The sequence below is a fragment of the Agromyces tropicus genome (genome assembly GCF_039531345.1).
Classification (GTDB): domain Bacteria; phylum Actinomycetota; class Actinomycetes; order Actinomycetales; family Microbacteriaceae; genus Agromyces; species Agromyces tropicus.
The window spans coordinates 252404-277216 of the sequence record NZ_BAAAPW010000004.1; the positions used below are offsets into that span (position 1 = coordinate 252404).

Here is a 24813-nt window from a genome sequence, read left to right on the forward strand (position 1 = left end):
GGGCGAGGCTACATGCGCTCCGGCGCCGACACGCCGAGCAGCCCGAGCCCGTTGCGGATGACCTGGCCGGTCGCGTCGTTCAGCCACAGGCGCGTGCGGTGCAGGTCGGTCACCGGCTCGTCGCCGAGCGGGAGCACGCGGCAGTTGTCGTACCAGCGGTGGTAGAGGCCGGCGAGCTCCTCGAGGTACCGGGCGATGCGGTGCGGCTCGCGCAGCTCCGCCGCCTGCGCGACGATGCGCGGGAACTCCTGGAGCGCCCCGAGCAGCGCCGACTCGGTCGCGTGCTCGAGCAGCTCGGGCGCGAACGCGGAGCGGTCGACGCCGGCCTCGGCCACGTTGCGCGCGAGCTGCGTCGTGCGGGCGTGCACGTACTGCACGGAGAACACGGGGTTGTCGTTGCCGCGGCGCTGGAGCACCTCCGGGTCGATCGCGAGGGGCGAGTCGGCCGGGTAGCGGGCCAGCGTGTACCGGAGCGCGTCGGTGCCGAGCCAGGCCTGCAGGTCGTCGAGCTCGATGATGTTGCCCGCGCGCTTGGAGAGCCTGGCGCCGTTGATGCTCACGAGCTGGCCGATGAGCACCTCGATGTCGCGCTCGGGGTCGTCGCCCGCGGCGCCCGCGAGCGCCTTCAGGCGGTGCACGTAGCCGTGGTGGTCGGCGCCGAGGAGGTAGATCTTGTGCTCGAACCCGCGGTCGCCCTTGTCGAGGTAGTACGCGGCATCCGCGGCGAAGTAGGTGTAGACGCCGTTGGCGCGGCGGATGACGCGGTCCTTGTCGTCGCCGAAGTCGGTCGTCCGCACCCAGACCGCGCCGTCCTCGTCGAACACGTGGCCCTGTGCGCGGAGCCGCTCGACGGCGGCGTCGATCGCCGAGACCCCGTCGTCGTCCTTCGCATGCAGCGCGCGTTCACTGGACCACACGTCGAAGTGGACGTTGAAGCGCTCGAGGGACGCACGGATCTCGCCGAGCTGCAGCTCGTAGGCGATCTCTCGCGCGGTGTGCAGCGCCACCTCGTCGTCGAGCTCGAGCAGGTGCGGCTCGCGCTCGAGCACGCGCTCGGCGAGGTCGGCGATGTAGGGGCCCGGGTAGCCGTTCTCGGGCGTCGGCTCGCCCTTGGCCGCAGCCAGCACGGACGCCCCGAAGTTGTCCATCTGGTTGCCGGCGTCGTTGATGTAGTACTCGTTCGCCACCTCGGCGCCGGCGGCGCGCAGCACCCGGCCGATCGAGTCGCCGAGCGCCGCCCAGCGCGTGTGCCCGATGTGCAGTGGCCCGGTGGGGTTCGCGGACACGAACTCCAGGTTGATGACGCGGCCCGAGAGGCTGTCGCCGCGGCCGTACGCGTCGCCCTGCTCGACGATCACCTGCGCGAGGGCGCCGGCGGCCGCGGCATCCAGCCGGATGTTGATGAAGCCCGGGCCGGCGACCTCGGCGCTCGCGATGCCGTCCACGTCGGCGAGGCCGGCGGCGAGTTCCCCGGCGAGCTCACGGGGGTTGGTCCCGAGGGGCTTGGCGATGCGGAGGGCGATCGACGAGGCCCAGTCGCCGTGCTCGCGCAGCTTGGGGCGCTCGAGCGTGACCGACTCGGGCGCGAGCTCCAGCGTGACCTCGGCGCCGGCCTCGCGTCGTCGCGCGACGAGGGCGATGACGAGGTCGTACAGGGCACGCGAGAGATCGGCGGGAGTCACTCGAAGATCCTACCGGGAGGCGTTGCTATCGTTTCCGCATGTCGCGCCCGAACGCCCCCCGCCCCCGCACCGTGTCGATCGCCCTGATCGCGACCGCCACGGCCCTCGTGCTCTCGGCGTGCGGGGGCACCGGCGCCCAGCCGCCCGCCGCGTCCGGCGGCACGGACGCCCCCGCCACGGCCGGCCCCGGTCCGTCGGACTCGGCCGCACCGACCCCCGAGCCGACCGAGGAGCCGATCCCGTTCGAGGCGGCCTGCGACGAGATCCTCACGCTCGACCAGCTCTACGCGTACAACGCCAGCTTCGGCACCGCGCCCGAGTACGAGCCGACGGCCACGACGATCCGCGACGTCGCCGCCGCCGAGGGCACCGCGTGCGGCTACCTGAACCAGACGAGCGGGGACCTGCTCGAGATCGGCGTCGCGACCCTCCCGGAGCACGCGTACGAGCTGCAGGTCGGCGACGCGGCCCTGCACTCCAAGGCGGTGCCGACGTACGGCACCCCGCCCGACGTCGAGGGCTTCTTCCGCCGCTCCGGCGACGTCGGCCAGGCGCAGGTCTTCTCGGACGGCTACTGGATCGTCGTGGAGTCCCCGGCGCTGTTCGAGCCGGGCGATGCGCAGGGGCTCGTCGCCGTGATCGTCGGCAACCTCGCGGGGTCCTGAGCGGGCCCGGGCGTGCGTTCGGGGCCTGCCGCAGGTGGTAGTGTGTCTGGCTGTGCGCCTCCGTAGCTCAGGGGATAGAGCGCCGGTTTCCGGTACCGTAGGTCGGGGGTTCGAATCCCTCCGGGGGCACGTCGTGAAGAGCCCGGTCCACTCAGCCAGCTGAGGGTCCGGGCTCGTTCCGTCTCCGCCGCCGCGCGCGGGCGAGACGGCCTCCGCCCCCGTTGCGCGACCCCTCCATGCCCGGGCGCGACCGTCTGAGCGTGCGCCGTGAAGGCGTGCACCGTCGCCGGGCGCACCAATAGACTCCAGACATCGGCCCGGAGGGCCAGTCATCGGCTCGGAGGGAAGGCGCTGGCGCATGCGGTCGGTTCGCAGGGGTGGTTCGATCGCGGTCGCCGTCCTCGCAGGACTGGCGCTGCTCGCCGCGCCGGTGGCGGCGTCCGCCGAGGCGCCCGTGGACTTCGGCGCGAGCCCCGTGGTCGACACCGTCGGCGCGCTGACGCCCACGGAGGTCGCCGAGGTCGAGGCGGCGATCGACGAGGGCGCCGACCGCACCGGACGGCAGCTGTTCGTCGCGTTCGTGGGCGAGTTCGAGGACCCGGACGACGCGGGCTCGTGGACGACCGAGACCGCCAACGACAACAACATGGGCAGCGAGGACTACCTGCTCGCCGTGGCGGTCGACGGTCGCGCGTACTACCTGTCCGCGGCGGACGACGCCTCGCTCTCGGCGGCGGACGTCGACCGCATCGCCGTGCAGGTCGTCGAGCCGCACCTTCGGGACGGCGACTGGGCGGGCGCTGCGATCGCCGCCGCGAACGCGATCGGCGGCGGCGAGGGATCGCCGGGCGGCGGACTCGGGTGGCTCTGGATCCTGCTGGCCGTGGGCGTCGTCGTCGTGGCCGTCGTGGCGATCGTGCTGGCCGGTCGGCGCCGCGGCCGATCCGCCGTCGCCGGCTCGGCGGAGCCCGCCGTGTCGCTCGAGGAGCTGCGCCGCCGCGCGGGCGGGGCGCTCGTCGCCGCCGACGACGCCCTGAAGACCAGCGAGGAGGAGCTGGGCTTCGCGGTCGCCTCGTTCGGCGAGGATGCGACGACCGGCTTCCGCGCGGCGCTCGCGACCGCCGACGGCAAGGTGCGCGAGGCGTTCGGCCTGCAGCAGCGGCTCGACGACCACGAGCCCGACACCGACGCGCAGCAGCGCGAGTGGTACGCCGGCATCCTGTCGCTGACCGCCGAGGCGGAGTCCCTCCTCGACGCGCAGGCCGAGCGCTTCGACGAGCTGCGCGCCCTCGAGCAGCACGCGGCGGAGGCGCTCGAGCGCGCCGAGGCGGCCGTCCGGCGTGCCGAGTCCGGCATCGACGGCGCAGCCGCGCGGCTCGGCGAACTCCGGTCCGACTACGCCGACGCGCCGCTCGCGAGCGTCGCCGACAACCCCGAGCAGGCGCGGGCGCGCATCGCGTTCGCCGACGAGGGGCTCGGAGAGGCGCGCGCCGCGATCGCGGGCGGCGACACCGCCGCGGCCGCCGTCGACATCCGCGCCGCGGAGGAGGCCGCCGACCAGGCGCGGCTCCTGGCCGAGGCGGTCGACCGCATCGCCGACGACCTCGCGGGCGGCGACGCCGCGGTGGCCGCAGGCGTCGACGACCTCGAGGCCGACGTCCGGACGGCACGCGGCATGTCCGACGCGTCGCTCGCCGCGCTCGCGGACCGCGTCGCGGACGAAGCCGGCCGCCTGCGCGCCGACCTCGCCGCACCCGGCCGGTCGCCGCACGACCTGAAGGCGCGACTCGACGCCGTCAACGCCGAGATCGACGCGGCCATCCAGGGTGCCCGCGACGCCCGGGTGCAGGCGGAGCGCACTCGCGCCGAGCTCGACCGCTCGCTCCTGTCGGCGCGATCGCGCGTGCAGGCCGCCGAGGACTACCTCGTGGCCCGGCGCGGCGCGATCGGCGCCGAGGCCCGGACCCGGCTCGCGGAGGCGGGGCGCCTCGTCGTCGAGGCGCAGTCGCTCGCGACGACCGATCCCGCCGCCGCCCTCGGCTCCGCTCAGCGCGCGGACCGCCTCGCCGGCGAGGCGATGTCCCTCGCGCAGCGCGACGTCGGCGGCTTCGGCGGCGGGTACGGCGCGCCCGCGCGCGGCGGCGGCGGCGACGTGTTCCCGGCGGTCCTCGGCGGCATCCTGATCGATTCCATGCTCGGCGGCGGCCGCAGTCGCGGCGGACTCGGGGGACTCGGCGGCGGTTTCGGCGGCCGCACGAGCGGGGGCTTCGGGGGCGGCCGCCGCTCCCCCGGCAGCTTCGGCGGCTCGGCCACGCGCTCGCGGCGCGGGAGCGGGGGTCGCTTCTGACGGGCCGCACGCGACCGATCGACCGACGACCACCAACGGAAGGACACCACCGATGACCAAGCAGTCCATCTTCGGGCGGATCTCGCAGCTGCTGCGAGCCAACATCAACGCGCTCATCGACCAGGCCGAGGACCCCGAGGTCATGCTCGACCAGATGGTGCGCGACTTCACCAACTCGATCGCCGACGCCGAGGCCGCGATCGCCGAGACGATCGGCAACCTGCGGCTGCTCGAGGACGACCACCGCGAGGACGTGGCGGCCGCGCGCGAGTGGGGCGACAAGGCCCTCGCCGCCAGCCGCAAGGCCGACGAGCTCCGCACCGCGGGCGACACCGCGGGCGCCGACAAGTTCGACAACCTCGCCAAGGTCGCCCTCAGCCGCCAGATCTCGTCCGAGAACGAGGCCCGCGCTGCGGAGCCGCAGATCGCGGCGCAGACCGAGGTCGTGGAGAAGCTCAAGGCCGGTCTCAACGGCATGAAGCAGAAGCTCGTCGAGCTGAAGAACAAGCGCAGCGAGCTCATCGCCCGGTCCAAGACGGCCGCGGCGCAGCAGCAGGTGCACGAGGCCGTGAAGTCGATCGACATCCTCGACCCGACGAGCGAGCTCGGCCGGTTCGAGGACAAGGTCCGTCGCGAGGAGGCGAAGGCGCGCGGGCAGGCGGAGCTGGCCGCGTCGAGCATCGACGCGCAGTTCAACGAGCTCGACGACCTCGGCGAGCTGACCGAGGTCGAGGCGCGCCTCGCCGCGCTCAAGGCCGGCGGTGCGCAGGGGCAGATCTCCGGGTCGTGAGCCGGGGGCGGATGCCGCGGGGCGCGTGCCCCGCGGCATCCGCCGGCGATCGGCCGGAGACCCCGGATGGGCGGGACCGTCGGAGGGAGGCGGCATGACGGGCGCGGAGATGACGCGCGAGGAGGCCGCCCGCGTGCTCGGCGTCCCGCCCGACGCACCGCCCGCGGAGGTCGACCGCGCCTACCGGCGGCTCGCGCGCGAGCTGCACCCCGACCGCGTCACGGGCGCGACCGAGGACGAGCTGCGGGCCGCGAGTGCGCGGTTCATCGAGGTCACGCGCGCCTACCGGCGTCTCGCCGACTCCCCGGCCGAGGTCGGCGACCACGGTCGGGTCGTCGTCGACCGGCCCGCGGGCGCGGCTCGGCGCCCGCGCCCGGTGAAGCCGTTCAGTCCGTGGGTGTTCGGGACCTGGGCCGGCCTGCTCGTCATCGGCGCCCTCCTCTCGACGGCGACGGGCCCGATCCTCATGCCCGTCGACCTGTGGGGGCGCCTCGCGCTCCTCGTCGCCGCGGCGCTCACGACGGGCCTGACCCGGCGGCGCTGGGCGTGGTGGGCGACGCTGGCGCTGCTCGCCGTGAGCGGCGCCGCCGTGATCGCGTCGACGACGGTCGCGGGCCTGCTCGGCCTCGGCGTCATGGCGGTCGCGTGCGTCGGCCTCGCGGTGCAGGCGGGCCTGGTCCGCTTCCCCGACCAGGACTGAGCCGCGCCCGACCGCGCGTCGCCGCCGACCCCGGACGCCGGCTCGCCGAGCGGATGCGTGCGGGCGCATACTGGGAACCATGCCGGCCGCCTTCGTCGTCGTCCCCGAATGGCAGGGCTCCGTGTCCGCGCGTGCGATGAGCCACGCCGACGGCGCGAGAGCGATCAGCGGGGACCTGCCCTCCGCCGCGACCGTGCTGGTCGACGTGCCGGTCGAGGCCGGCGACGCCCTGGGCACCGGCGTGCACCGGTTCAGTGCGATCCGCCGCGTCGGCGAGCGCCTGCGCGAGGCGCTCGGCGGCCTCGACCGCACGCCGATCACGATCGGCGGCGACTGCGGCGTCGCACTCACCGCGGTCGCCACGGCCGCGGCCGCCGAGCCCGGGTCGCTGGCCGTGCTCTGGCTCGACGCGCACCCGGACCTGAACACCCCGGAGACGAGTCCGTCGGGCGCGTTCAACGGCATGGTCCTGCGCGCGATCGCCGGCGAGGGCGCGGAGGGACTCGCCCTCGTCGAGCACGAGCGCGTGGCGCCGTCCCGGCTCGTGCTCGGGGGCGTGCGGTCGGTCGATGATGGCGAGCAGGCGTTCATCGACGAGCACGGCATCGTCGTGCTCGGGACCGAGCGGTTCGCCGACGCCGATGCCATCGCCCGGGCGGTCGCCGACACGGGCGCGACGCGCGTGTACGTCCACGTCGACCTCGACGTGCTCGATCCGTCCGCGATCGCCGGGCTCTCCTACCCGCTGCCGTTCGGCGCCGACGCGGACCAGCTCGTCGCGGTCGTGCGCGCCGTGGTCGACCGTCTGCCGCTCGCGGGGGCGTCGATCGCGGGCTTCGCACCGGCCTCGCCCGAGGCCGCCATCGACGACCTCCCGACGATCCTGCGCCTGATCGGCGCGCTCGCCTCCGGCGCACGCTGATCGCCGGGACCGCACCGGCACCCGGACCCGGGCCGGATCGGTGGGCGCCGACCGTTCCGCTGGCGACGTCCGCTCCCTAGGCTGGCGAGGTGGCCGGACGCACCCCGGCCGGGAAGGGGGCCCGAATGGCCAGGGAGTTCGACCTGATCGTGCTCGGCGCCGGGGCGGTCGGCGAGAACGTGGCCGACCGGGCTCGCGCCGGCGGTCTCGAGGTCGCGGTCGTGGAGCACCAGCTGGTCGGCGGCGAGTGCACGTTCTGGGCCTGCGTGCCCTCGAAGACCCTGCTGCGCAGCGGCGCCGCACTGCGCGACGCGCAGCGCGTACCGGGGGCGGCCGAGGCCGTCACCGGCACCCTCGACGCCGACGCGACGTTCCGCCGTCGCGACTACTGGACCTCCGACTGGCGCGACGCGGGCGGCGTGCACTGGCTGACGGGCATCGGCGCCGTGCTCGTCCGCGGCCACGGACGCCTGGTCGGCGAGCGCCGGGTCGTCGTCACGCCGCCCGACGGCGGGCCCGACGAGGAGCTCGTCGCCCGTCACGCCGTGGCCGTCTGCACCGGCTCGGACCCCATCATCCCGGACATCCCCGGGCTCGCCGATGCCCGTCCGTGGGTGAGCCGCGACGCGACGAGCGCGCACGAGGTGCCCGGGCGACTGGCGATCATCGGCGGCGGTGTGGTGGCCGTCGAGATGGCGACGGCGTACGCCGCCCTCGGCTCGGAGGTCACGATGCTCGTGCGGCACGAGCTGCTGAGCGCCCTCGAGCCGTTCGCCGGCGAGGCGGTCGCCGAGGGCCTCGACGACCTCGGGGTCGACGTCCGGTTCGGGGCGAGTGCATGCCGGGTCGAACGCGACGCGTCCGACGCCGTCGTGCTCGAGCTCGACGACGGGTCGACGCTCATCGCCGACGAGGTGCTGGTCGCCACCGGGCGCCGCCCCCGCTCGGCCGGGATCGGCCTCGAGACCGCGGGCCTCGAGCCCGGCGCACCCATCCGGGTGGACGACAGCCTCGCGGCGACCGCTGTCGCGCCCGTCGACGGCGCGCCGTGGCTCTACGCGGCGGGCGACGTCGTGGGTCGCGCCGAGTTCACCCACCAGGGCAAGTACCAGGCGCGGGCCGCGGGCGACGTGATCGCCGCCCGCGCGCAGGGGCGTCCGGTCGACACGGCCCGGTACGGCGTGCACGCGGCGACGGCCGACCACACGGCGGTGCCGAGCGTCGTGTTCTCGGACCCCGAGGTCGGCAGCGTCGGCCTCACCACCGCCGAGGCCGAGGATCGCGGCCTCGCGGTGCGCACGCCCGAGGTGCCGTTCTCGAGCGTGAGCGGCGCCGGCATCCTCGCCGACCACTACCGCGGCCGGGCGCGCCTCGTGATCGACGCGGAGCGCGACGTCGTGGTCGGCGCCACGTTCGTCGGACAGGGCGTGGCCGAGCTGGTGCAGCAGGCGACGATCGCCATCGTCGGCGAAGTGCCCGTGGCCCGGCTGTGGCACGCCGTGCCGGCCTTCCCGACGCTGAGCGAGATCTGGTTGCGCCTGCTCGAGGCCGATGGCCGTCCGGAGGTCCGCGGGTGAGCCGGATGGTCCGGATCCGGCTCACCGACTCCCCGATCAGCCGCGCGGGCTACTGGTACGCGACCGCGGTCGGGTTCACGTGGGGCTTCCTGTGGAGCCGCGGCCGCATCGAGCGCCGGCACGGGCTGCTCGTCTTCCGCGGCATGCCGAAGTGGACCTTCGGACGCGGAGGCTCGTGCGTCGGCGGGTGCTACCTGACCGCCGACAACGACTCCGACACGGTGCTCGGCCACGAGGTCGTGCACCGCGAGCAGTGGCGCACCTACGGGCTGCTCTTCCCGCTGCTCTACTGGCTCTCGGGCCGGGACCCGCTGACGAACCGCTTCGAGGTCGAGGCCGGCCTCGAGGCGGGCGGGTACCTGCCCCGCCGGCGGCCGCGCCGCGCCGCCTGACCGGTCCGCCGGGCGCCCGCCGGGCGCGACCGCGACGGGCCGGGGCTCCGTCGGAGCACCCGTGCCGTCGCTCGCGAGGCGGCCCGGCGGGCTAGCGCAGCGCGCCGGCGATCGCGTCGACCAGGGCGGGCATGCCGCCCTCCCAGTCGAAGCTCAGCGCCGTCGGCGGCGAGACCGACGACACGGTGACGGGGTCGGCGACCTGCGCGATCCGGCCGGCGGCGACCGCGGGGATCGCCTGGAGCTCGGGCTTCTCGAGGAAGGCGTCGGCGTCCGCCTGCGAGGAGTGGTAGCTCACGATCACGTCGGCGTCGAGGCGGTCGAGCTGCTCGTAGCTGAGCTCGTAGTAGAAGCCGCCGTCGCTCGTGTCGAGCTCGGCGACGCTCGGGGCGACCTCGAGGCCGAGGTCGGTGAGCACCTCGATGCGGGCGTCGGCCGGCGTGTAGACGTACACGAAGCCGTCGCCGTCCCAGATGCCGGCGAACGTGGTGTCCGCGAACTCCGGGTGCGCGGCGGCCTGCTCCGAGAGTCCGTCCGAGATCCGCTGCAGGACCGCGTCGCCCTCGTCCGCGCGGCCGAGGGTCTCCGCGGTGATGCGGATCACGTCGTCCCACGCGGTCGTCCACGGCGCCTCGGGGTAGGCGACGACGGGCGCGATCTCGGAGAGCGTGTCGTACTGCTCCTCGGTGAGGCCCGAGTAGGGCGCGAGGATCAGGTCGGGTTCGGCGGCGATGAACTCCTCGTAGGGGACGGTGGCGCCGCCCTCGGGATCGGGGATGAGCGCGGGGAGTTCCTCGCCCGCCTCCTCGTACGCGTCCTCGACCCACGGCAGGTATTCGCCCGCTCCGACGGTCCACACCTGCTCGGCGATGGCGACGGGATACACGCCCACCGAGACGGCCGCCTCGGTGGCGCCCCAGCCCCAGGTCGCGACGCGCGCCGGCTCGTCCTCGACGACCGTCTCGCCGAAGGCGTGCTCGATCGTGACGGGGAAGCCGTCGGCGGCCGCGGCGTCCGGGCCGCCGTCGGTCGGCTCGGCGGTGGCGGCCGAGCAGGCGGACAGGACGAGAGCGGTGGCGGCGGCGCCGGCCACGGCGATGAGGGAACGTCGAAGACGCACGGATGCTCCTTGGTTCGAGAGTTGGTAAGGCAAGGCTAACCTAAGTCAGCGGCCCTCGCAGACAACGCGTCACCCTCGGTCGTCGAGTGCGTGGAACCGCCCGATCGGCACCACGAGCGGCCCGCCCGACACGGGGTCGGGGATGACGTGCGCCTCGAGGCCGAACGCCTCGCGCACGGTGCCGGCGGTCAGCACGGCCTCCGGCTCGCCCTCCGCGACGATCCGCCCCGCCGACATCACCACGAGGTGATCGGCGTACCGCGCGGCCAGGTTCAGCTCGTGCAGCACCATGACGACGCTCGTGCCCCGTTCGCGATTGAGGGCGGTGAGGAGGTCGAGGAGCTCGAGCTGGTGCGCGACGTCGAGGAACGTGGTCGGCTCGTCGAGCAGCACGAGGTCGGTCTGCTGGGCGAGCACCATCGCGATCCAGACGCGCTGGCGCTGCCCGCCGGAGAGCTCGTCGATCGGACGCCGGGCGAGGTCGGCGATGCCGGTCGCGGCCAGCGCCTCGGCGACCACCTCGTCGTCGTCGCTCGAGTGCCGTCCGAACCAGCCCTGATGCGGGAACCGGCCCCTCGCCACGAGGTCGGCGACGCGCACGCCGTCGGGGGCGACGGAGGTCTGCGGCAGGACGCCGACGAGACGCGCGACGTCGCGACGCGGCATCCGCGAGACGTCCCGGCCGTCGAGCACGACGCGGCCCGCCTCGAGCGGATGCAGCCTGGCGAGCCCTCGCAGCAGCGTCGACTTGCCGCACGCGTTCGGGCCGACGATCGCCGTGATGCGGCCGGACGGGATCGCGAGGTCGAGCCCGTCGATGACGCGCCGGCCGTCGTAGCCGAGGCTCACGCCCTCGGCGACGAGCCCCCGGGCGCCGGCAGCCACGGGCGAGGGCGCCGACGACGACGGCGACGGCGACGGACGTGGGTTCATGCACGGCTCCTCTCGGTCCGGGCCAGGAGCCACAGCAGGTACGGGGCGCCGATCACGCCGGTCACGATGCCCAGCGGCGCGGTGAAGCCGGGGATCGCGAACTGGCCGGCCACGTCGGCGCCGAGCGTCAGCACGCCGCCGACGACCGCGGCCGCGGCGACGGCCGCACCCCCGGCGCCCACGAGCCGTCGGGCGACGGCGGGGGCGATCAGGGCGACGAACGCGATGGGCCCGGCGACCGACGTCGCGAGCGCGACGAGCGCCACGGCGACCAGGAGCAGTGCGACGCGCGCGCCGTCCGCGCGGACCCCGAGCGCGCGGGCGTGGTCGTCGCCGAGCGCCAGCGGGCGCAGCGTCCGCCCGAGGAGCGTGAGGAGCGCGGCGCACGCCGCGGTCCCGGCCGCGAGGATCCACAACTCCTCGCCTCGGACGTCGGATACGCTGCCGACCGTCCAGTGCAGGGCGGTCTGGGCCTCGCGCACCTCGGCGCGCGCGAGCAGCCACGCGACCGTGGACCCGCAGAGGTACGCCATTCCCACGCCGACGAGCACGAACCGCACGCCGTGCAGGCCCTGCCGCCACGCGGCGAGCCAGATCACGACCGCGACGACGAGCCCGCCGCCGAACGCGAAGCCCGCGACGATCGCGCCGCCGGCGCCGAGCCCGAGGATCGCCCACACCGCGCCGAGGCTCGCCCCCGCGGAGACGCCGAGGATGTCGGGGCTGGCGAGCGGGTTTCGCAGCGTCGACTGGAAGACGGCACCGGCCAGCGCGAACGCGATGCCGACGACGAGCGCGGCGACGATGCGCGGGAGCCTCAGGTCGAGGACCACGAAGCGGTCGATGCGATCGCCCCCGCCGAGCAGCACCTCCAGCACGCGTTCCGGCGTCACCCCGGCCGCGCCGAACGAGAGTGCGGCGAGCGCGATGGCGGCCGCGGCGGCCGAGCCGGCGAGGACGACCGCCGCGCGGCGCCGTCGGTCCGCGCCGCGGACGGCGGCGATCCGGGCGGCGTCCGCACCGGAGGCGGGGACGCCGCCCGGCGCCGCGGGGCCGCCGACGACCCGTGACCCCGCCATCAGAGCCCCGCCACCCGTCGGCTCCGCGCGATGGCGATGAGCACCGGCGCGCCGAGGAATGCCGCGACCACGCCCGCCTCGAGCTCGGCGTTCGGCACGACGAGTCGCCCGATCACGTCGGCGGACAGCAGCATGATCGGTCCGAGCAGGACCGCGAGGGCCGTGATCCAGCGGTAGTCGCTGCCGGCGAGGCGGCGAGCCGCGTGCGGCACGACGAGCCCGACGAGCGCGATCGGCCCGGCGAACGCGACCGCGGTCCCGCAGAGCAGGACGAGCGCGAGCCCGGCGACGGCGCGGGTGATCCCGACGCGCTGCCCGAGGGCGGCGGCGACGTCGTCGCCGAGCGCCAGGAGGTTGAAGCGGTGCGCGAGGAGCGCCGCGAGCACGGTGCCGACCACCAGGAACGGCCAGAGCACCGCGACGGTCGACAGGTCGCGTCCCGTGAGCGAGCCGACCGCCCAGAACCGGTACTGGTTGAACGCCTCGGTGTCGCGCAGCAGGACGAGCGCGATGAGCGGCGTGAGCAGCGCCGTCACCGCCGCCCCGACCAGCGCGAGGCGCACCGGCCGTGCGCCGCCGATCGCGAACACCACGGCAGCCGCGATCGTCGCGCCCGCGAACGCGAACCAGATGAAGCCGAGCGGGGCCGTCACGCCGAGCAGCGAGATGCAGAGCACGACGGCCAGCGATGCGCCGGCGTTGATGCCGAGCAGGCCGGGGTCCGCGATCGGGTTGCGGGTCACGCCCTGGATGAGGGTGCCGGCGAGCCCCAGCGCTGCGCCGGCGGCGAGGCCGATCACGGTCCGCGGGATCCGCAGCTGCACCACGACGGCCTGGTCGGGGTCGGCGAGGTCCGGCGAGACCAGCGCGTGCCAGACCTCGCCCGGGTCGATCGTCCGCACGCCGAGCACGAGGCTCGCGGCGACGATCACGAGCAGGACGGCCGCGCTCCCGGCCAGCACGGCGACGCCGCGCCGGGCCCGACGCCCCTCCGCCGGAACGCCGTGTCGCCCGACGCCGGTGCGCGCCGCGCGCGCCACGGCCGGCGACGGGACCGCCGCCCGGACCGGTGCCGCGTTCACGCCGCTTCGGCGCGGCCCTGCCGCCAGTAGCCCATAAACGCGACCTGGCGCCGGTCGAGGCCCGCCTCGCGGACGAGGAAGCGCCGGAGCGCGGTGATCACGGATGCCTCGCCGGCGAGCCAGGCGTAGCAGTCGCCGTCGAGGCTCGTGCCCTCCGGCACGTCCCAGAGGACGCCGTCGGCGTCGGCCGCCGCCTCGAGCTCGGCGACGGTCCGTCGGGCGGCCTCCGTCGCCGCCGTCGCGGGTTCGGCGCACTCGCGCAGCCAGCACGTGCGCGCGACCCAGTCGCGGACCGCCGGGACGAGCCGCTCGCCGTGCCCCTGCGCCTCGGTGCGGGGCAGCCAGCGCACCTCGACGCCGTCGGGCGCCGCGACCTCGAGCGCGTCGGCGGCGGAGGGCACCTCGATGATCGCGGCGCCCTCGGCATCGGCCGGCAGGGCCTCGAGGATGGCGCAGATCGCCGGTGCCGCGGTCTCGTCCCCCGCGAGCAGGACGGTGTCGACCGCACCGGGGCGCCAGTCGATGCCGATCGTGCGCCCCTCGCTCAGCTCGTCGGGGCCGACCAGCACGATCTCGTCACCGGGGCGCGCGAGCTCGGCCCACGCCGAGCCGGGTCCGGCGTCGCCGTGCGCGACGAAGTCGATGTCGACCTCGCGCGCCTCGGGACGGACGGCGCGGATGGTGTAGGTCCGGAAGGGGTTGCGGCGATCGGCGGGCAGGTCGCGCCACGCGGCGTACCAGTCCTCGCCGTCGGGGAAGTGCGCGAACCCGGACTCCGGAAGCGGCAGCACGACCTTGACCCGCTGGTCGAGGCCGGCGGTGCCGAAGCCGGCGAGCTCCTCGCCCGAGAAGGTGACGCGCGTGAAGTGCGGCGTGAGCCGGCGCACCCGGGCGACGCTCGCACGGAATCCGCGGTAGGCCGGACGCGGTCGTGCGGGCGCGGAGGACTCGGCGAGTGAGGTAAGCATTACCTAAGTCTTGCACAGCGCTCGCGGCATCCGTCACCAGAGCGGCGGCCGCCGCCGGCCGCGTCGCGCGGCCCGCTCGAGCTGCGCCGCGACCGCGAACAGCGTCGCCTCGCCGCCCGGGCGACCGATCAGCTGCACGCCGATCGGCAGCCCCCCGTCGGTGTCGTGCACCGGCAGGGTGAGCGCGGGAAGCCCTGCGACGTTCACGAACGACGTGAACGGCGTGAACCGGACCTGCTGGGCGAAGTTCTCCTCCGCGTCCTCCGGGTCGTACCAGCCGACCGGTCGCGGCGTCATGGCGAGCGCCGGCGTGAGCACGACGTCGACCGCCGCGAAGCGCGCGATCGTCCGCCGCTCGAACCCCGCGAGCCACCCCAGCGCCTCGGCGAGCTCGCCCGCCGTCCGCTCCCGACCGCGGCCGACCAGCCAGCGGGTGAGCGGCTCGAGCGCACCCTCCTCGTCGTCCGGCATCGGGATCCCCGCGGCGCCCGCCTGCCAGATCGTGCGGAACGCGTCGGGGTACCCGGGCTCGGGAGCCGGCGCGAGCTCGTCGACGCCGTGGCCGAGCCGGTCGAGCAGGCCGATCGCGCGATCGAGCGCCGCACGCGGCTCCTCGTCGACCCGGATCTCGGTGAAGTCGTCCCACGGCGTGTCGCGCAGCACGCCGACCTGGAAGCGCCCCTCCCCCCGGATCGCCGCGCCGAGGTACGGCCCGTCCTCCCCCGGCGCGCGCAGCGCGAACGGATGCCGCGCCGGGTAGCCGCGCGGCGCGACGAGTCCGTCGAGCAGCAGCGCCGCATCGGCGACCGTGCGCGCCAGCGGGCCGACCACGCCGAGTCCGGCGAGCCGGTCGATGCCGGACCCCGAGGGCACGCGCCCCCGCGACGGCTTCACGCCGACGAGGCCGCACGACGCGGCGGGGATGCGGATCGATCCCCCGCCGTCGCTGCCGGGCGCGAACGGCAGGAGCCCGGCGGCGACCGCCGCGGCCGCGCCGCCGCTCGAGCCGCCGGCCCCCAGCGCCGGATCCCAGGGGTTGCGTGCGGGCCGCCCGGCGAGCGGCTCGGTGTACGACGGCAGCCCGAACTCGGGCGTCGCGGTCTTGCCGAGGCTCACGGCACCCGCGTCGTCGACCGCCCGGACGACGTCGTCCGACTCGTCGGGCACCTCCCCCGCGAAGGCCCGCGATCCGAACGCCGTGGGCACGCCCGCGCGGGGGTGCAGGTCCTTGTCCGCGAGCGGCATGCCCCAGAGCGGCGCCGCGTGCGCCACCTCGCGTTCCACGAGCCCGGCCCGCTCGCGCGCGGCCTCCGGCGTCACCACCGCGAAGGCACCGACCTCCGGGTCGAGGCGATCGATGCGGGCGAGGTAGTGCTCGGTCGCCTCGACCGGGGTCACCTCGCCGCGCTGCAGGAGCTGGTGGAGCTCCAGCGCCGTGTACTCGTGCAGGTCCTCGTGCAGGTCGGCCACGACCCGAGCCTACGCACCGCGGGCGCCGCGCAGCACCCGGGTAGAGTGGCGCGCGTGGCGGGGGTGACGGGCACGCGCATCGCCGGTGCCGTGGCGCGGCATCCGCTCGCGTGGGGCGCCGCCTGGAGCGTCGCGCTCGGGATCGCGGCCGCCGCGGGCATCGCCGCCGGCTGGCCGGCCTGGCTGCTCGGCGTCCTGCTCGCGCTGCTCGTGGCGCCGTCGCTGGCCGCGACCGTCACCGTGCTGCAGGCCACGCCCCGTCGGCGGTTCGACGAGATGTCGTCGGTGTTCGGCCACTTCGCGATCCGCTACCTGGCGCTCGTCATCGGCGTGGTCGCCTGGAGCCTCTCGGTCGTCGTCGGCGCCGCGATCTCGGCGGTGATCCAGCTGGCCGCCGAGGGGCGCGAGGCGGACATCGTCGGCGTCGGCCTCGACATCATGCTCGTGATCGTGCCGACCGTGGTCGGCATCCTGTGGGCCGCGTTCGTGCTCCGGTGCGCCTGGTTCCTCTCGCGCGTGCGCGGCTGGCGCGAGGCGCCCGCCGCCGACGGGGTGCCCGAGGCGATGCTCGCCGGGCGCCCCGGGCTGCGCCGCACCGTGATCGGGCTCGCGCATCCGGCACTGTTCGGCGCCGCGGGCCTGTTCGTCGCGTTCGCCCTGCCTGCGCTGTACGGCGGCGTCGAGCTGCTGCTCGACTCTCCTTGAACACCCGGCTCGACATCCATAGGAGCGTCGCCGACCGCGGCATCCGCTACTTCAGCGTCTTCTGCAGCAGGACGGTGCCGAGCCAGCGGTCGAACTTGAAGCCCACGCGGCCCATGCGGCCGATCTCGGTGAAGCCGAACCGCTCGTGCAGCGCGATCGACGCCTCGGCGCCCTGGTCGGCGATGACCGCGATCATCTCCTTCATTCCGGCCTCGCGCGACGCGTCGATGAGGGCGCCGAGCAGCGCCTTCCCGAGCCCCTTGCCGGACGCCGCGGGGCCGAGGTAGATCGAGTTCTCGACCGTGTACCGGTAGGCGCGCTTCTGCTTCCAGGGCGTCACGAGCGCGTACCCGAGCAGCTGCCCCGTCGGTGCCTCGGCGACGAGGAACGGCATGCCGAGCCGGTGCAGGTAGGCGTACTTCTGCTTCCACTCGCGCAGCGACATCGCGTCCTCGTCGAAGGTCACCGTCGAGTTCGCGACGTAGTAGTTGTAGATCTCGCGCACCGCGGGCAGGTCCGCCGGGCGGGCCGGGCGGATCTCGAACGAGAACGGCGACTCGGGAGCTTCGGTCTTCCGGAGGTGCCTCGGCAGCACCCGGCGCGTCTGGTATTCCTCCTCGAGCATTCCGCCATGCTACGCGCGTGACGTTGCGAACGGATGACGTCCGCCGCGTCAGGCCGGGATCGACCAGTCGACGGGCTCGCCGCCCTGCGCTACGAGCAGCTCGTTCGCGCGGCTGAACGGCCGCGAGCCGAAGAAGCCCCGGCTCGCCGAGAGCGGGCTCGGGTGCACGGACTCGATGCGCGGCACGTCGCCGAGCAGCGGAGCCAGCGACTGCGCGTCGCGGCCCCAGAGGATCGCGACGAGCGGTCCGCCGCGCGCGACGAGCGTGCGGATCGCGTGGTCGGTGACCCGCTCCCACCCCATGCCGCGGTGCGAGGCCGGGGTTCCCGGACGGACCGTGAGCACCCGGTTCAGGAGCATGACCCCGTGCGTGCTCCACGCGCCGAGGTCGCCGTGCGGCGCCGGCGGCACGCCCAGGTCCTCGGAGAGTTCGCGGTAGATGTTCACGAGGCTGCGGGGCAACGGGCGCACGTGCCGCTCGACGGCGAACGAGAGGCCGATCGGATGGCCGGGCGTCGGGTACGGGTCCTGGCCGACGATGAGCACGCGCACGTCCGGCACCGGCTGGCGGAAGGCGCGCAGCACCGCGTCGCCCGCGGGCAGGTACCCGCGGCCCGCGGCGACCTCGGCGCGCAGCACGTCGCCCATCCGCGCGATGTCGGCGGCGACCGGCTCGAGGGCGTCGGCCCACGTCGCGTCGACGAGGCCCGCCTCGGCGAGTTCGGGGAGCGTGCGCGCCATCAGCCGGAGATGCTCCGGACGGAGACCCCGTCGCCGTCGCCGGTGACACTCCACACGCTGCCGGCGCCCGCGACCCGCAGCCCCGAGGTCCCGATCGTGAACAGCGTGTCCTCGTCGATCGCGATGCCGCCGTCGACGAGCCGCGCCTCGGTCGCGGCGATGAGCCGCGTGAGCGTGCCCCACTGCGCCGCGTGGCAGTCGATCGTGAGATCCACGAGGCCGATGCCGGCCTCGACGGTGACCTCGTCGAGGTCCTCCCCCGCCTCCTCGGGCGCCACGGCGACGCCGCCGATGCGCCAGCCGCCGAGGAGGGCGGCGTCGGAGGCGATCGATGCGCCGGCGGAGAAGCCGAGGTAGGGCTCGCCCGACGCCGTGCGGCGCCGGAGTTCGCCCGCGACGGGCTCGACGGCACGACGATACGCGGGCGTGAGCCCGCCGCCGACGAGCACGCCGTGCGCGCCGTTGAGGGCCTCGAGGGCGAAGGCGCCGTCCTCCGGCACCACGGTCACGGCGACCTCCACGTCGGCCACCGAGTCGAGCACCGCGCGCCAGCGCTCGGCGAGCGCGGCGGCCTCCCGGTCGGGCGCGACGACGAGCACGGCGATGCGCGGCCGATCGGCGCCCGCGCGCCCGGCGACCTCGGCCGCCTCGGCGAGGAACGGGGCGTAGACGGATGCCGCGTGCGACGGGTCCCACCCGCCGCCGACGAGGTGCACGCTCACCGGTCCGCCTCCGGCGCCTCGACAGGCGGCAGCGCCGACCAGGGGAAGACGATCCAGTCGTCCGTGCGGCGGTAGTCGTAGTCCGGCGCGAGCACCGTGTGCGACTTCGTGTACAGCGTCGCGGTGCGCACCTCCGCCCCGGCCTCGCCGAGCAGGTCGACGACCTTGCGGAGCGTGCGGCCGGAGTCGGAGACGTCGTCGACGAGCAGCACGCGGCGGCCCGCGAGGGCCGGTGCGTCGAGCATGGGCGGGTGCAGCACGGGCTCCGGCAGGCGCTGGTCGACGCCGGTGTAGAACTCGACGTTGATCGAGCCGCACGACTTGGTGCCCAGGGCGTACGCGATGGCGCCCGCGAGCAGCAGCCCGCCGCGCGCGATGGCGATCACCACGTCGGGCCGGAAGCCCGAGCCCAGCACGTCGCCGGCGAGCGAGCGCGCCGCGTCGCCGAAGTCGTCCCAGGTCAGGATCTCGCGTCGGATCCCGTCGCCGCCGGCCGCGGCGTCATTCGCGTCGAACGTCATGCCCGCAAGGCTATCGGTCGTCGTCGGCACCGTCGTCCGCGTCGTCGTCCCCGCGGCCGCCCCTGACGTCGCCGCCGACCAGCCCCTCGTGCTCGGCCAGCAGGGGCGCGTCCGACGGGTGTCCGCTGCGGATGGCGTTCAGCCGCTCGTTCAGCACGGAGATGATGGTCGCCGACGCGACGCCGACGATCGCGATGCCGCCGACCATGAGGAACACCGCCCACATGCGCCCGAGCGTGGTCACCGGGTAGGTGTCGCCGTAGCCGACGGTCGTGAGGGTGACGACCGCCCACCACAGGGCATCGCCGAAGTTCGTGATCGTCGCCCCGGGCGCGTCCCGCTCGGCCTGCAGCGTCGCGAGCGCGAGGAAGAAGACGTACATCGCGGCGTAGAGCACCGCGGCGACGACGAAGTTCGCCCTGACCGCGTCGGGTGTGCGGCGCTGGAGCACCGGCAGGTGCCGGAGGAGCGCGACCGCGCGGAGCGCGCGGAAGACCGGCAGCACCGCGGAGAGGAGTTCGATCGGGTGGTGCCACGTGTAGTGCCACCGCCGGCCCGCGGGCGTGAGCACGAGGCGCACGACGACGTCGGCGAGGAACGCGATCCACGTGACGACGAAGATCGCGTTGAAGGCGTGCCGCCACTCGTGGGCGAACTCCGGCACGAGCACGCTGACCGTGTAGGCCGCGACGAAGAGGAACCCGAGGACCGCGAGCACTGCGGAGGTGCGCTCGACCCAGTGCTGCCGACGCTCGACGCGACCGATCCTCATGCGCCCGGCCCGTCCTTCACGACGAGCGGCCCCTTCGCGAGCCGGTACGGGGCGGCCTGCGCCACGGGCTTCACGATCACGAGGTCCAGGTCGACGTGGCGGGGCTTGGCGATCGCGTCGACGATGACGCCGGCGATGTCCTCCGCGACGAGCGGCTCGGGCACCCCCTCGTAGACCGCGTCGGCGCGCTCGCGATCGCCGCCGAACCGGACGAGCGCGAACTCGTCCGTCCGCACCATGCCCGGGGCGACCTCGACGACGCGGATCGGCTCGCCGTTCAGTTCGAGCCGCAGCACCTCCGTCACGGCGTGCGCGGCGAACTTGGCGGCGTTGTAGCCGCCACCGCCCGCGTACGCGGTGTGGCCGGCGATGGAGGTCACGTTGACCAGGTCGGCGACGCCCCGCTCCGTCGCGCCGCGCCGCAGCAGCGGCAGCAGCGCACTCGTCACGCGCTTGAGCCCCAGCACGTTCACCTCGAACATCCACGACCAGTCCGCCAGGTCGGAATCCTCCACCGACGCGAGGCCCTTCGCGCCCCCCGCGTTGTTCACGAGCGCGTGCACCCCGCCCGTGGCGGCGAGGTGGCTCGCGAGCGCCGCCACCGACGCGTCGTCGGTCACGTCGGCCACGAACGGCTCGGCACCGGTCTCCTCGGCGAGCGCGGCGAGCCGGTCCTCCCGGCGGGCGACCGCCACGACCTCCCAGCCCGCGGCGACCAGACCCCGCACCGTGGCGGCCCCGATCCCCGAACTCGCTCCCGTGACGACTGCGCGCAACCGATCCATGCGGCCCATTCTGCACCGATGCGCCCCGCCGCTCCGACCGCCGGAGCACGCGGTGCGGGAGAATGGGCGGATGGATCCGACGACCCAGCCACGCGCTCACCGGCCGCCGCATCGCAAGCGCCGCGTCCCGCTCTGGGACAACGCGCGGTGGATCGCGATCACCCTCGTGGTGGTGGGCCACGGCATCCTGCCGCTCATCGCCGAGGACGACGTCGCGTACAGCTTCTACCTCTTCATCTACTCCTTCCACGTCGCCGTGTTCGTGACCGTGTCCGGGTACTTCGCCAAGTCCGGTCCGCCGAACGCCCGGGCCATGCGGCAGATCCTCACCGACATCGTCTTCCCCTACCTGATCTTCGAGACGATCTGGACGGCGCTGAAGGCGCTGCTCGGCTGGAACGTCGTGCTCGACTACACCTCGCCGTCGTGGACGCTGTGGTTCCTCATCGCGCTGGCGATCTGGCGGATCGTGCTCCCGTACCTGGTGCTGCTGCGCTACCCGCTGATCATCGCCATCGTCATCTCGATCGGTGCCGGCTACACGACCGAGATCGACTCGACGCTCGCGTTGACCCGCACGTTCGGCATGCTGCCCTTCTTCGTGTTCGGCTGGAAGCTGCGCCAGTGGCGCATCACCGATCGCTGGCTGGAGCTCTCGACCGCCGCGACCTGGCGCTGGCGCGCGGGGGCGATCGCGCTGTTCGCGGTCCTGCTGGTCGCACTGCCCGCCGCGATCGAGACCTGGCGCGACCTGCGGCTGCGTCGCTTCATGCTCTACGACGAGTCGTACGTCGCCATCGGCTACGACGAGCCGTGGTCGGGCGCGATCCGGCTGTTCCTGCTGCTGCTCGCGCTGCTCCTCGCCGTCGCCTTCCTCATCCTGATGCCGAGGCGGACGACGTGGTTCACGGCGTTCGGCAGCGCCACGATGTACATCTACCTCCTGCACTCCTTCGTGCTCTTCCCGCTGCGCGAGACGCCGCTGCTCGAGGGCGACCAGCCGTGGTGGGTGCTGCCGGCCATGATCGTCTTCTGCGTCGGCGTCTCGGTCGTGCTCTCGCTGAATCCGGTGCGCCGCGTGTTCCGGCCGCTCGTCGAGCCGCGGGCCAGGTGGCTGTTCCGGCCCGAGCCGGCGACGGCGACCGGCACGATCGTCCTCCCCGAGGACGCGCTGCCGCCCCTCCCGTCGACCCGGCGGACGCCGGACCTCCCGCCGCCACCGCCGGCGGCGGACACCGGAGCACCTGCCGCCGACGCCCGGGACGGCGCCGCGGGCGACGCGGCGGACGGGCCCGGCGACCCCGACGGCGGGGAGCCCGGCTCGCGCGCATGACGCCGTGTTGCGGCATCCGTTGAGGGGTCGCGCACGCGGACGTACGGTGGGCGACGGATGCGGGGGGACCGCACTCCGACCGCGAAGGAGTCCCACATGGCCGACCAGACCGCCGACTGGCGCTTCGAGACCAAGCAGGTCCACTCGGGCGCCGCGCCCGACCCCGTGACCAAGGCCCGGGCGACGCCGATCTACCAGACCACCTCGTACGTCTTCGACTCGGCCGAGCACGCGCAGAACCTCTTCGCGCTCGCCGAGTTCGGCAACATCTACACGCGCATCATGAACCCGACGCAGGCGGTCGTCGAGGAGCGCCTCGCGGCGCTCGAGGGCGGCTCGGGCGCGCTGCTCGTCTCGTCCGGCCAGGCGGCGGAGACCTTCGCGGTCCTGAACATCGCGCAGGCGGGCGACCACATCGTCTCGTCGAGCTCGATCTACGGCGGCACGTACAACCTGTTCAAGTACACGCTGGCGAAGCTCGGCATCGAGACCACGTTCGTCGAGAACCAGGACGACGCCGACGAGTGGCGCCGCGCGGTCCGCCCGAACACGAAGCTCTTCTTCGCCGAGACCATCGGCAACCCGAAGATCAACATCCTCGACCTCGAACTCGTCTCCGGCATCGCGCACGAGAACGGCATCCCGCTGATCGTCGACAACACGATCGCGACGCCCTACCTCATCCGTCCCTTCGAGCACGGCGCCGACATCGTCATCCACTCGGCGACCAAGTTCCTCGGCGGCCACGGCACCGTGATCGGCGGCGTCATCGTCGACGGCGGCCGCTTCGAGTGGTCGAAGAACGTCGAGAAGTTCCCCGGCCTCACCGAGCCCGACCCGTCGTACCACGGCGCGAGCTACACGGCCGCGGTCGGCGACCCGCTCGCGTTCATCATCAAGGCGCGCGTGCAGCTGCTGCGCGACCTCGGCTCCTCGATCGCCCCGGCGAGCGCCTGGCAGCTCATCCAGGGCATCGAGACGCTCTCGCTGCGCGTCGAGCGCCACGTGCAGAACGCGCAGGAGATCGCCGAGTGGCTCGACGGCCACCCCGACGTCGCGCACGTGAACTACTCCGGACTGCCCTCGAGCCCGTGGTACGCGGCGGCGAACCGGTACGCCCCCAAGGGGGTCGGCGCGGTGCTCTCGTTCGAGCTCAAGGGCGGTGTCGACGCCGGCCGCGCGCTCGTCGACAACCTCTCGCTGTTCAGCCACCTCGCCAACATCGGCGACGTGCGATCGCTCGTCATCCACCCGGCGTCCACGACGCACTCGCAGCTCACCCCCGAGCAGCAGCTCACGACCGGCGTCACGCCGGGCCTCGTGCGCCTCTCGGTCGGCATCGAGAACGTCGACGACCTGAAGGCCGACCTCGAGGCGGGCCTCGCCGCCGCGCGCCGCGCCTCGGAGGCGGCGCGCGTGTAGCGACCGTCCGAGCGACACGGATGCCGCGTCCCGCGAGGGGCGCGGCATCCGTCGTCTCCGGGCCGCCTCGGCCGTCCGACCCGGGCCTGCCGCGGCGGCCGGGAGCCGGGGCCGTAACAGTGGCCCGGGCGACCCGCACCTCGGGGAGAATCGGAGGCATGGACTGGCAGACGACGGCGGAGACGGTGCCCGCGAGCATCGTCCCCGAGGCGCGCGCCGCCCACCAGCTCGCGAGCCGCGCGCCCGCGACCGGCGCCTGGCGCGAGGGCGACCCGGTCGGCGACCGCCGCTTCGCCCGGATCGGCGCGCTGGCGCTCGAGTCCGGGCAGGAGCTGCCCGACGTCCGCATCGCGTACGAGACCTGGGGCGAGCTCTCCCCCGGGCACGACAACGCGATCCTCGTGCTGCACGCGCTGACCGGCGACAGCCACGTGCTCGGGCCGTCCGGGCCCGGGCATGCCAGCCCGGGCTGGTGGCCCGGCGTGGTCGGACCCGGTCGCGCGATCGACACCGACCGCTGGTTCGTCGTCGCACCCAACGTGCTGGGCGGATGCCAGGGCTCGACCGGTCCGGCGTCGGTCGCGCCCGACGGCGTCGAGTGGGGTGCGCGGTTCCCGTTCGTCACGATCCGCGACCAGGTGGCCGCGCAGGTGGCGTTCGCACGGGAGCTCGGCATCGAGCGCTTCGCGGCCGTGGTCGGCGGCTCGATGGGCGCCATGCACGTGCTCGAATGGGCCCTGATGGCGCCCGATGCGGTCGAGCGCATCGCCGTCCTCGCGGCGCCGGCGGCGGCCACGGCCGACCAGATCGCGCTGAACTCCGTGCAGCTCGAGGCGGTCCGCAGCGATCCGGCGTTCCGGGGCGGCGCCTACTACGACGCACCGGACGGCGAGGGGCCCACGCGCGGGCTCGCGCTCGCCCGCCGGATGGCGATGCTGAACTACCGCACGCCGATCGAGCTCAACCACCGGTTCGAGCGGAGCTGGCAGTCGGACCTCGACCCGCTCGGCGGCGGCGGCCGGTTCGCCGTCGAGTCGTACCTCGACTTCCACGGCAACAAGTTCACGCGTCGCTTCGACGCGAACAGCTACCTCGTCCTCACCGAGGCGATGAACTCCCACGACGTCGGCCGCGGCCGCGGCGGCGTGGCCGCCGCCCTCGACCGGATCGAGGCGACGACGCTCGTGCTCGGCATCGACAGCGACCGGTACTTCCCCCTGGACGGCCAGCGCGAGATCGCGTCGGCGCTCCGCCGGACGGTGCACGGCGAGCAGCCGGCGGTGCTGGGCTCGGACTACGGCCACGACGCGTTCCTCATCGAGGATGCGGCCATCGGCGGCTGGATCTCGCGCCTGCTCGCCGCCTGACGAAGCGGACATCCGAGTCCGCCTGAGGCGGCTTGTCCCGCATCCGGGGGGCGTTGTGAGGTAGTTTCGAGGGAGCCGCCATGGCGCGGGTGG

General features: G+C 74.6%; 24 protein-coding genes and 1 tRNA gene. 12 read left to right on the forward strand and 13 right to left on the reverse strand.

Features of this window, described 5'->3' with window-relative positions; all coding sequences use genetic code 11:
• Positions 1 to 8: 8 nt before the first annotated feature.
• Complete coding sequence (locus tag ABD230_RS13615) at positions 9 to 1682, reverse strand: arginine--tRNA ligase (RefSeq protein WP_344375167.1); 1674 nt, start codon at positions 1680 to 1682, stop codon at positions 9 to 11.
• Positions 1683 to 1720: 38 nt separating this feature from the next.
• Here ABD230_RS13615 and ABD230_RS13620 point away from each other — a divergent pair, with 38 nt between their 5' ends.
• The 8 genes from ABD230_RS13620 (at position 1721) to ABD230_RS13655 (ending at position 9075) form a co-directional block, all read left to right on the forward strand.
• Positions 1721 to 2347, forward strand: a complete 627-nt coding sequence (locus ABD230_RS13620) for an iron ABC transporter ATP-binding protein (protein ID WP_344375170.1) — start codon at positions 1721 to 1723, stop codon at positions 2345 to 2347.
• Between the two features lie 56 nt (positions 2348 to 2403).
• Positions 2404 to 2476 (forward strand) — tRNA-Arg (locus tag ABD230_RS13625).
• 229 nt (positions 2477 to 2705) lie between these two features.
• Positions 2706 to 4694, forward strand: a complete 1989-nt coding sequence (locus ABD230_RS13630; RefSeq protein WP_344375175.1) for a TPM domain-containing protein — start codon at positions 2706 to 2708, stop codon at positions 4692 to 4694.
• Positions 4695 to 4746: 52 nt separating this feature from the next.
• Positions 4747 to 5484, forward strand: a complete 738-nt coding sequence (locus ABD230_RS13635) for a PspA/IM30 family protein (protein WP_344375178.1) — start codon at positions 4747 to 4749, stop codon at positions 5482 to 5484.
• Between the two features lie 94 nt (positions 5485 to 5578).
• Positions 5579 to 6184 carry a J domain-containing protein gene (locus ABD230_RS13640; protein ID WP_344375181.1) on the forward strand — a complete coding sequence of 202 codons (606 nt, stop codon included), beginning with the start codon at positions 5579 to 5581 and terminating at the stop codon, positions 6182 to 6184.
• Positions 6185 to 6263: 79 nt separating this feature from the next.
• Entirely contained in the window at positions 6264 to 7106 is an 843-nt protein-coding gene (locus ABD230_RS13645; protein ID WP_344375184.1) for an arginase family protein, read from the forward strand.
• Positions 7107 to 7231: 125 nt separating this feature from the next.
• Positions 7232 to 8683, forward strand: coding sequence for a dihydrolipoyl dehydrogenase family protein (locus ABD230_RS13650; protein ID WP_344375186.1), 1452 nt, complete (start codon positions 7232 to 7234; stop codon positions 8681 to 8683).
• Positions 8684 to 8688: 5 nt separating this feature from the next.
• Positions 8689 to 9075 (forward strand): Fe-S oxidoreductase, encoded by a 387-nt coding sequence (locus tag ABD230_RS13655; protein WP_344375188.1) that lies wholly within the window; start codon positions 8689 to 8691, stop codon positions 9073 to 9075.
• Between the two features lie 91 nt (positions 9076 to 9166).
• Here the strand turns inward: ABD230_RS13655 and ABD230_RS13660 are convergent, their stop codons facing one another.
• From ABD230_RS13660 to ABD230_RS13685, 6 genes are all read right to left on the reverse strand, one after another.
• Positions 9167 to 10195, reverse strand: a complete 1029-nt coding sequence (locus tag ABD230_RS13660) for an iron-siderophore ABC transporter substrate-binding protein (protein ID WP_344375190.1) — start codon at positions 10193 to 10195, stop codon at positions 9167 to 9169.
• A 69-nt stretch (positions 10196 to 10264) separates the two neighbouring features.
• Positions 10265 to 11128, reverse strand: coding sequence for an ABC transporter ATP-binding protein (locus tag ABD230_RS13665; protein WP_344375194.1), 864 nt, complete (start codon positions 11126 to 11128; stop codon positions 10265 to 10267).
• Complete coding sequence (locus tag ABD230_RS13670) at positions 11125 to 12207, reverse strand: FecCD family ABC transporter permease (protein ID WP_344375199.1); 1083 nt, start codon at positions 12205 to 12207, stop codon at positions 11125 to 11127. The genes ABD230_RS13665 and ABD230_RS13670 overlap by 4 nt, the downstream gene beginning before the upstream one ends.
• On the reverse strand, positions 12207 to 13289 hold the full coding sequence (locus ABD230_RS13675) for a FecCD family ABC transporter permease (RefSeq protein WP_344375201.1): 1083 nt from the start codon (positions 13287 to 13289) through the stop codon (positions 12207 to 12209). Before ABD230_RS13675 ends, ABD230_RS13670 begins: the two co-directional genes overlap by 1 nt.
• Positions 13286 to 14257 (reverse strand): siderophore-interacting protein, encoded by a 972-nt coding sequence (locus ABD230_RS13680; RefSeq protein ID WP_344375205.1) that lies wholly within the window; start codon positions 14255 to 14257, stop codon positions 13286 to 13288. Before ABD230_RS13680 ends, ABD230_RS13675 begins: the two co-directional genes overlap by 4 nt.
• Positions 14258 to 14290: 33 nt before the next feature.
• On the reverse strand, positions 14291 to 15727 hold the full coding sequence (locus tag ABD230_RS13685; RefSeq protein ID WP_344375208.1) for an amidase: 1437 nt from the start codon (positions 15725 to 15727) through the stop codon (positions 14291 to 14293).
• Between the two features lie 54 nt (positions 15728 to 15781).
• On the opposite strand from ABD230_RS13685, the gene ABD230_RS13690 reads away from it, so the two are divergent.
• Entirely contained in the window at positions 15782 to 16432 is a 651-nt protein-coding gene (locus ABD230_RS13690) for a hypothetical protein (protein ID WP_344375210.1), read from the forward strand.
• A 46-nt stretch (positions 16433 to 16478) separates the two neighbouring features.
• Here the strand turns inward: ABD230_RS13690 and ABD230_RS13695 are convergent, their stop codons facing one another.
• Genes ABD230_RS13695 through ABD230_RS13720 form a run of 6 tightly spaced genes read right to left on the reverse strand, consistent with a single transcriptional unit; the run spans position 16479 to position 20598 of the window.
• Positions 16479 to 17057: a GNAT family N-acetyltransferase gene (locus tag ABD230_RS13695; RefSeq protein ID WP_344375212.1), complete on the reverse strand. Its 579-nt coding sequence runs from the start codon at positions 17055 to 17057 to the stop codon at positions 16479 to 16481.
• Positions 17058 to 17105: 48 nt separating this feature from the next.
• A complete protein-coding gene (locus ABD230_RS13700; RefSeq protein WP_344375213.1) occupies positions 17106 to 17798 on the reverse strand; it encodes a uracil-DNA glycosylase in 693 nt (230 codons plus the stop codon).
• On the reverse strand, positions 17798 to 18520 hold the full coding sequence (locus ABD230_RS13705) for a type 1 glutamine amidotransferase family protein (protein WP_344375216.1): 723 nt from the start codon (positions 18518 to 18520) through the stop codon (positions 17798 to 17800). Before ABD230_RS13705 ends, ABD230_RS13700 begins: the two co-directional genes overlap by 1 nt.
• Positions 18517 to 19041 (reverse strand): phosphoribosyltransferase, encoded by a 525-nt coding sequence (locus ABD230_RS13710; RefSeq protein WP_344375219.1) that lies wholly within the window; start codon positions 19039 to 19041, stop codon positions 18517 to 18519. Before ABD230_RS13710 ends, ABD230_RS13705 begins: the two co-directional genes overlap by 4 nt.
• A 10-nt stretch (positions 19042 to 19051) precedes the next feature.
• Positions 19052 to 19813 carry a potassium channel family protein gene (locus tag ABD230_RS13715; RefSeq protein WP_344375220.1) on the reverse strand — a complete coding sequence of 254 codons (762 nt, stop codon included), beginning with the start codon at positions 19811 to 19813 and terminating at the stop codon, positions 19052 to 19054.
• Positions 19810 to 20598, reverse strand: coding sequence for an SDR family NAD(P)-dependent oxidoreductase (locus tag ABD230_RS13720; RefSeq protein WP_344375223.1), 789 nt, complete (start codon positions 20596 to 20598; stop codon positions 19810 to 19812). Before ABD230_RS13720 ends, ABD230_RS13715 begins: the two co-directional genes overlap by 4 nt.
• A gap of 70 nt (positions 20599 to 20668) precedes the next feature.
• On the opposite strand from ABD230_RS13720, the gene ABD230_RS13725 reads away from it, so the two are divergent.
• The 3 genes from ABD230_RS13725 to metX all read left to right on the forward strand — a co-directional run bounded on the left by ABD230_RS13725 (position 20669) and on the right by metX (position 24720).
• On the forward strand, positions 20669 to 21931 hold the full coding sequence (locus ABD230_RS13725) for an acyltransferase family protein (protein ID WP_344375227.1): 1263 nt from the start codon (positions 20669 to 20671) through the stop codon (positions 21929 to 21931).
• Between the two features lie 96 nt (positions 21932 to 22027).
• On the forward strand, positions 22028 to 23353 hold the full coding sequence (locus ABD230_RS13730; RefSeq protein WP_344375231.1) for a bifunctional o-acetylhomoserine/o-acetylserine sulfhydrylase: 1326 nt from the start codon (positions 22028 to 22030) through the stop codon (positions 23351 to 23353).
• Between the two features lie 158 nt (positions 23354 to 23511).
• On the forward strand, positions 23512 to 24720 hold the full coding sequence (gene metX, locus ABD230_RS13735) for a homoserine O-acetyltransferase MetX (protein ID WP_344375234.1): 1209 nt from the start codon (positions 23512 to 23514) through the stop codon (positions 24718 to 24720).
• Positions 24721 to 24813: the final 93 nt, after the last annotated feature.

Excerpts from the sequence above, each read along its gene's own strand:
- ABD230_RS13620 (WP_344375170.1), top strand. The coding sequence starts at position 1,721 with ATGTCGCGCCCGAACGCCCCCCGCCCCCGCACCGTGTCGATCGCCCTG.
- ABD230_RS13630 (WP_344375175.1), top strand. The coding sequence starts at position 2,706 with ATGCGGTCGGTTCGCAGGGGTGGTTCGATCGCGGTCGCCGTCCTCGCA.
- ABD230_RS13635 (WP_344375178.1), top strand. The coding sequence starts at position 4,747 with ATGACCAAGCAGTCCATCTTCGGGCGGATCTCGCAGCTGCTGCGAGCC.
- ABD230_RS13640 (WP_344375181.1), top strand. The coding sequence starts at position 5,579 with ATGACGGGCGCGGAGATGACGCGCGAGGAGGCCGCCCGCGTGCTCGGC.
- ABD230_RS13645 (WP_344375184.1), top strand. The coding sequence starts at position 6,264 with ATGCCGGCCGCCTTCGTCGTCGTCCCCGAATGGCAGGGCTCCGTGTCC.
- ABD230_RS13650 (WP_344375186.1), top strand. The coding sequence starts at position 7,232 with ATGGCCAGGGAGTTCGACCTGATCGTGCTCGGCGCCGGGGCGGTCGGC.
- ABD230_RS13655 (WP_344375188.1), top strand. The coding sequence starts at position 8,689 with ATGGTCCGGATCCGGCTCACCGACTCCCCGATCAGCCGCGCGGGCTAC.
- ABD230_RS13665 (WP_344375194.1), bottom strand. The coding sequence starts at position 11,128 with ATGAACCCACGTCCGTCGCCGTCGCCGTCGTCGTCGGCGCCCTCGCCC.
- ABD230_RS13670 (WP_344375199.1), bottom strand. The coding sequence starts at position 12,207 with ATGGCGGGGTCACGGGTCGTCGGCGGCCCCGCGGCGCCGGGCGGCGTC.
- ABD230_RS13680 (WP_344375205.1), bottom strand. The coding sequence starts at position 14,257 with ATGCTTACCTCACTCGCCGAGTCCTCCGCGCCCGCACGACCGCGTCCG.
- ABD230_RS13695 (WP_344375212.1), bottom strand. The coding sequence starts at position 17,057 with ATGCTCGAGGAGGAATACCAGACGCGCCGGGTGCTGCCGAGGCACCTC.
- ABD230_RS13700 (WP_344375213.1), bottom strand. The coding sequence starts at position 17,798 with ATGGCGCGCACGCTCCCCGAACTCGCCGAGGCGGGCCTCGTCGACGCG.
- ABD230_RS13710 (WP_344375219.1), bottom strand. The coding sequence starts at position 19,041 with ATGACGTTCGACGCGAATGACGCCGCGGCCGGCGGCGACGGGATCCGA.
- ABD230_RS13715 (WP_344375220.1), bottom strand. The coding sequence starts at position 19,813 with ATGAGGATCGGTCGCGTCGAGCGTCGGCAGCACTGGGTCGAGCGCACC.
- ABD230_RS13720 (WP_344375223.1), bottom strand. The coding sequence starts at position 20,598 with ATGGATCGGTTGCGCGCAGTCGTCACGGGAGCGAGTTCGGGGATCGGG.
- ABD230_RS13725 (WP_344375227.1), top strand. The coding sequence starts at position 20,669 with ATGGATCCGACGACCCAGCCACGCGCTCACCGGCCGCCGCATCGCAAG.
- ABD230_RS13730 (WP_344375231.1), top strand. The coding sequence starts at position 22,028 with ATGGCCGACCAGACCGCCGACTGGCGCTTCGAGACCAAGCAGGTCCAC.
- metX (WP_344375234.1), top strand. The coding sequence starts at position 23,512 with ATGGACTGGCAGACGACGGCGGAGACGGTGCCCGCGAGCATCGTCCCC.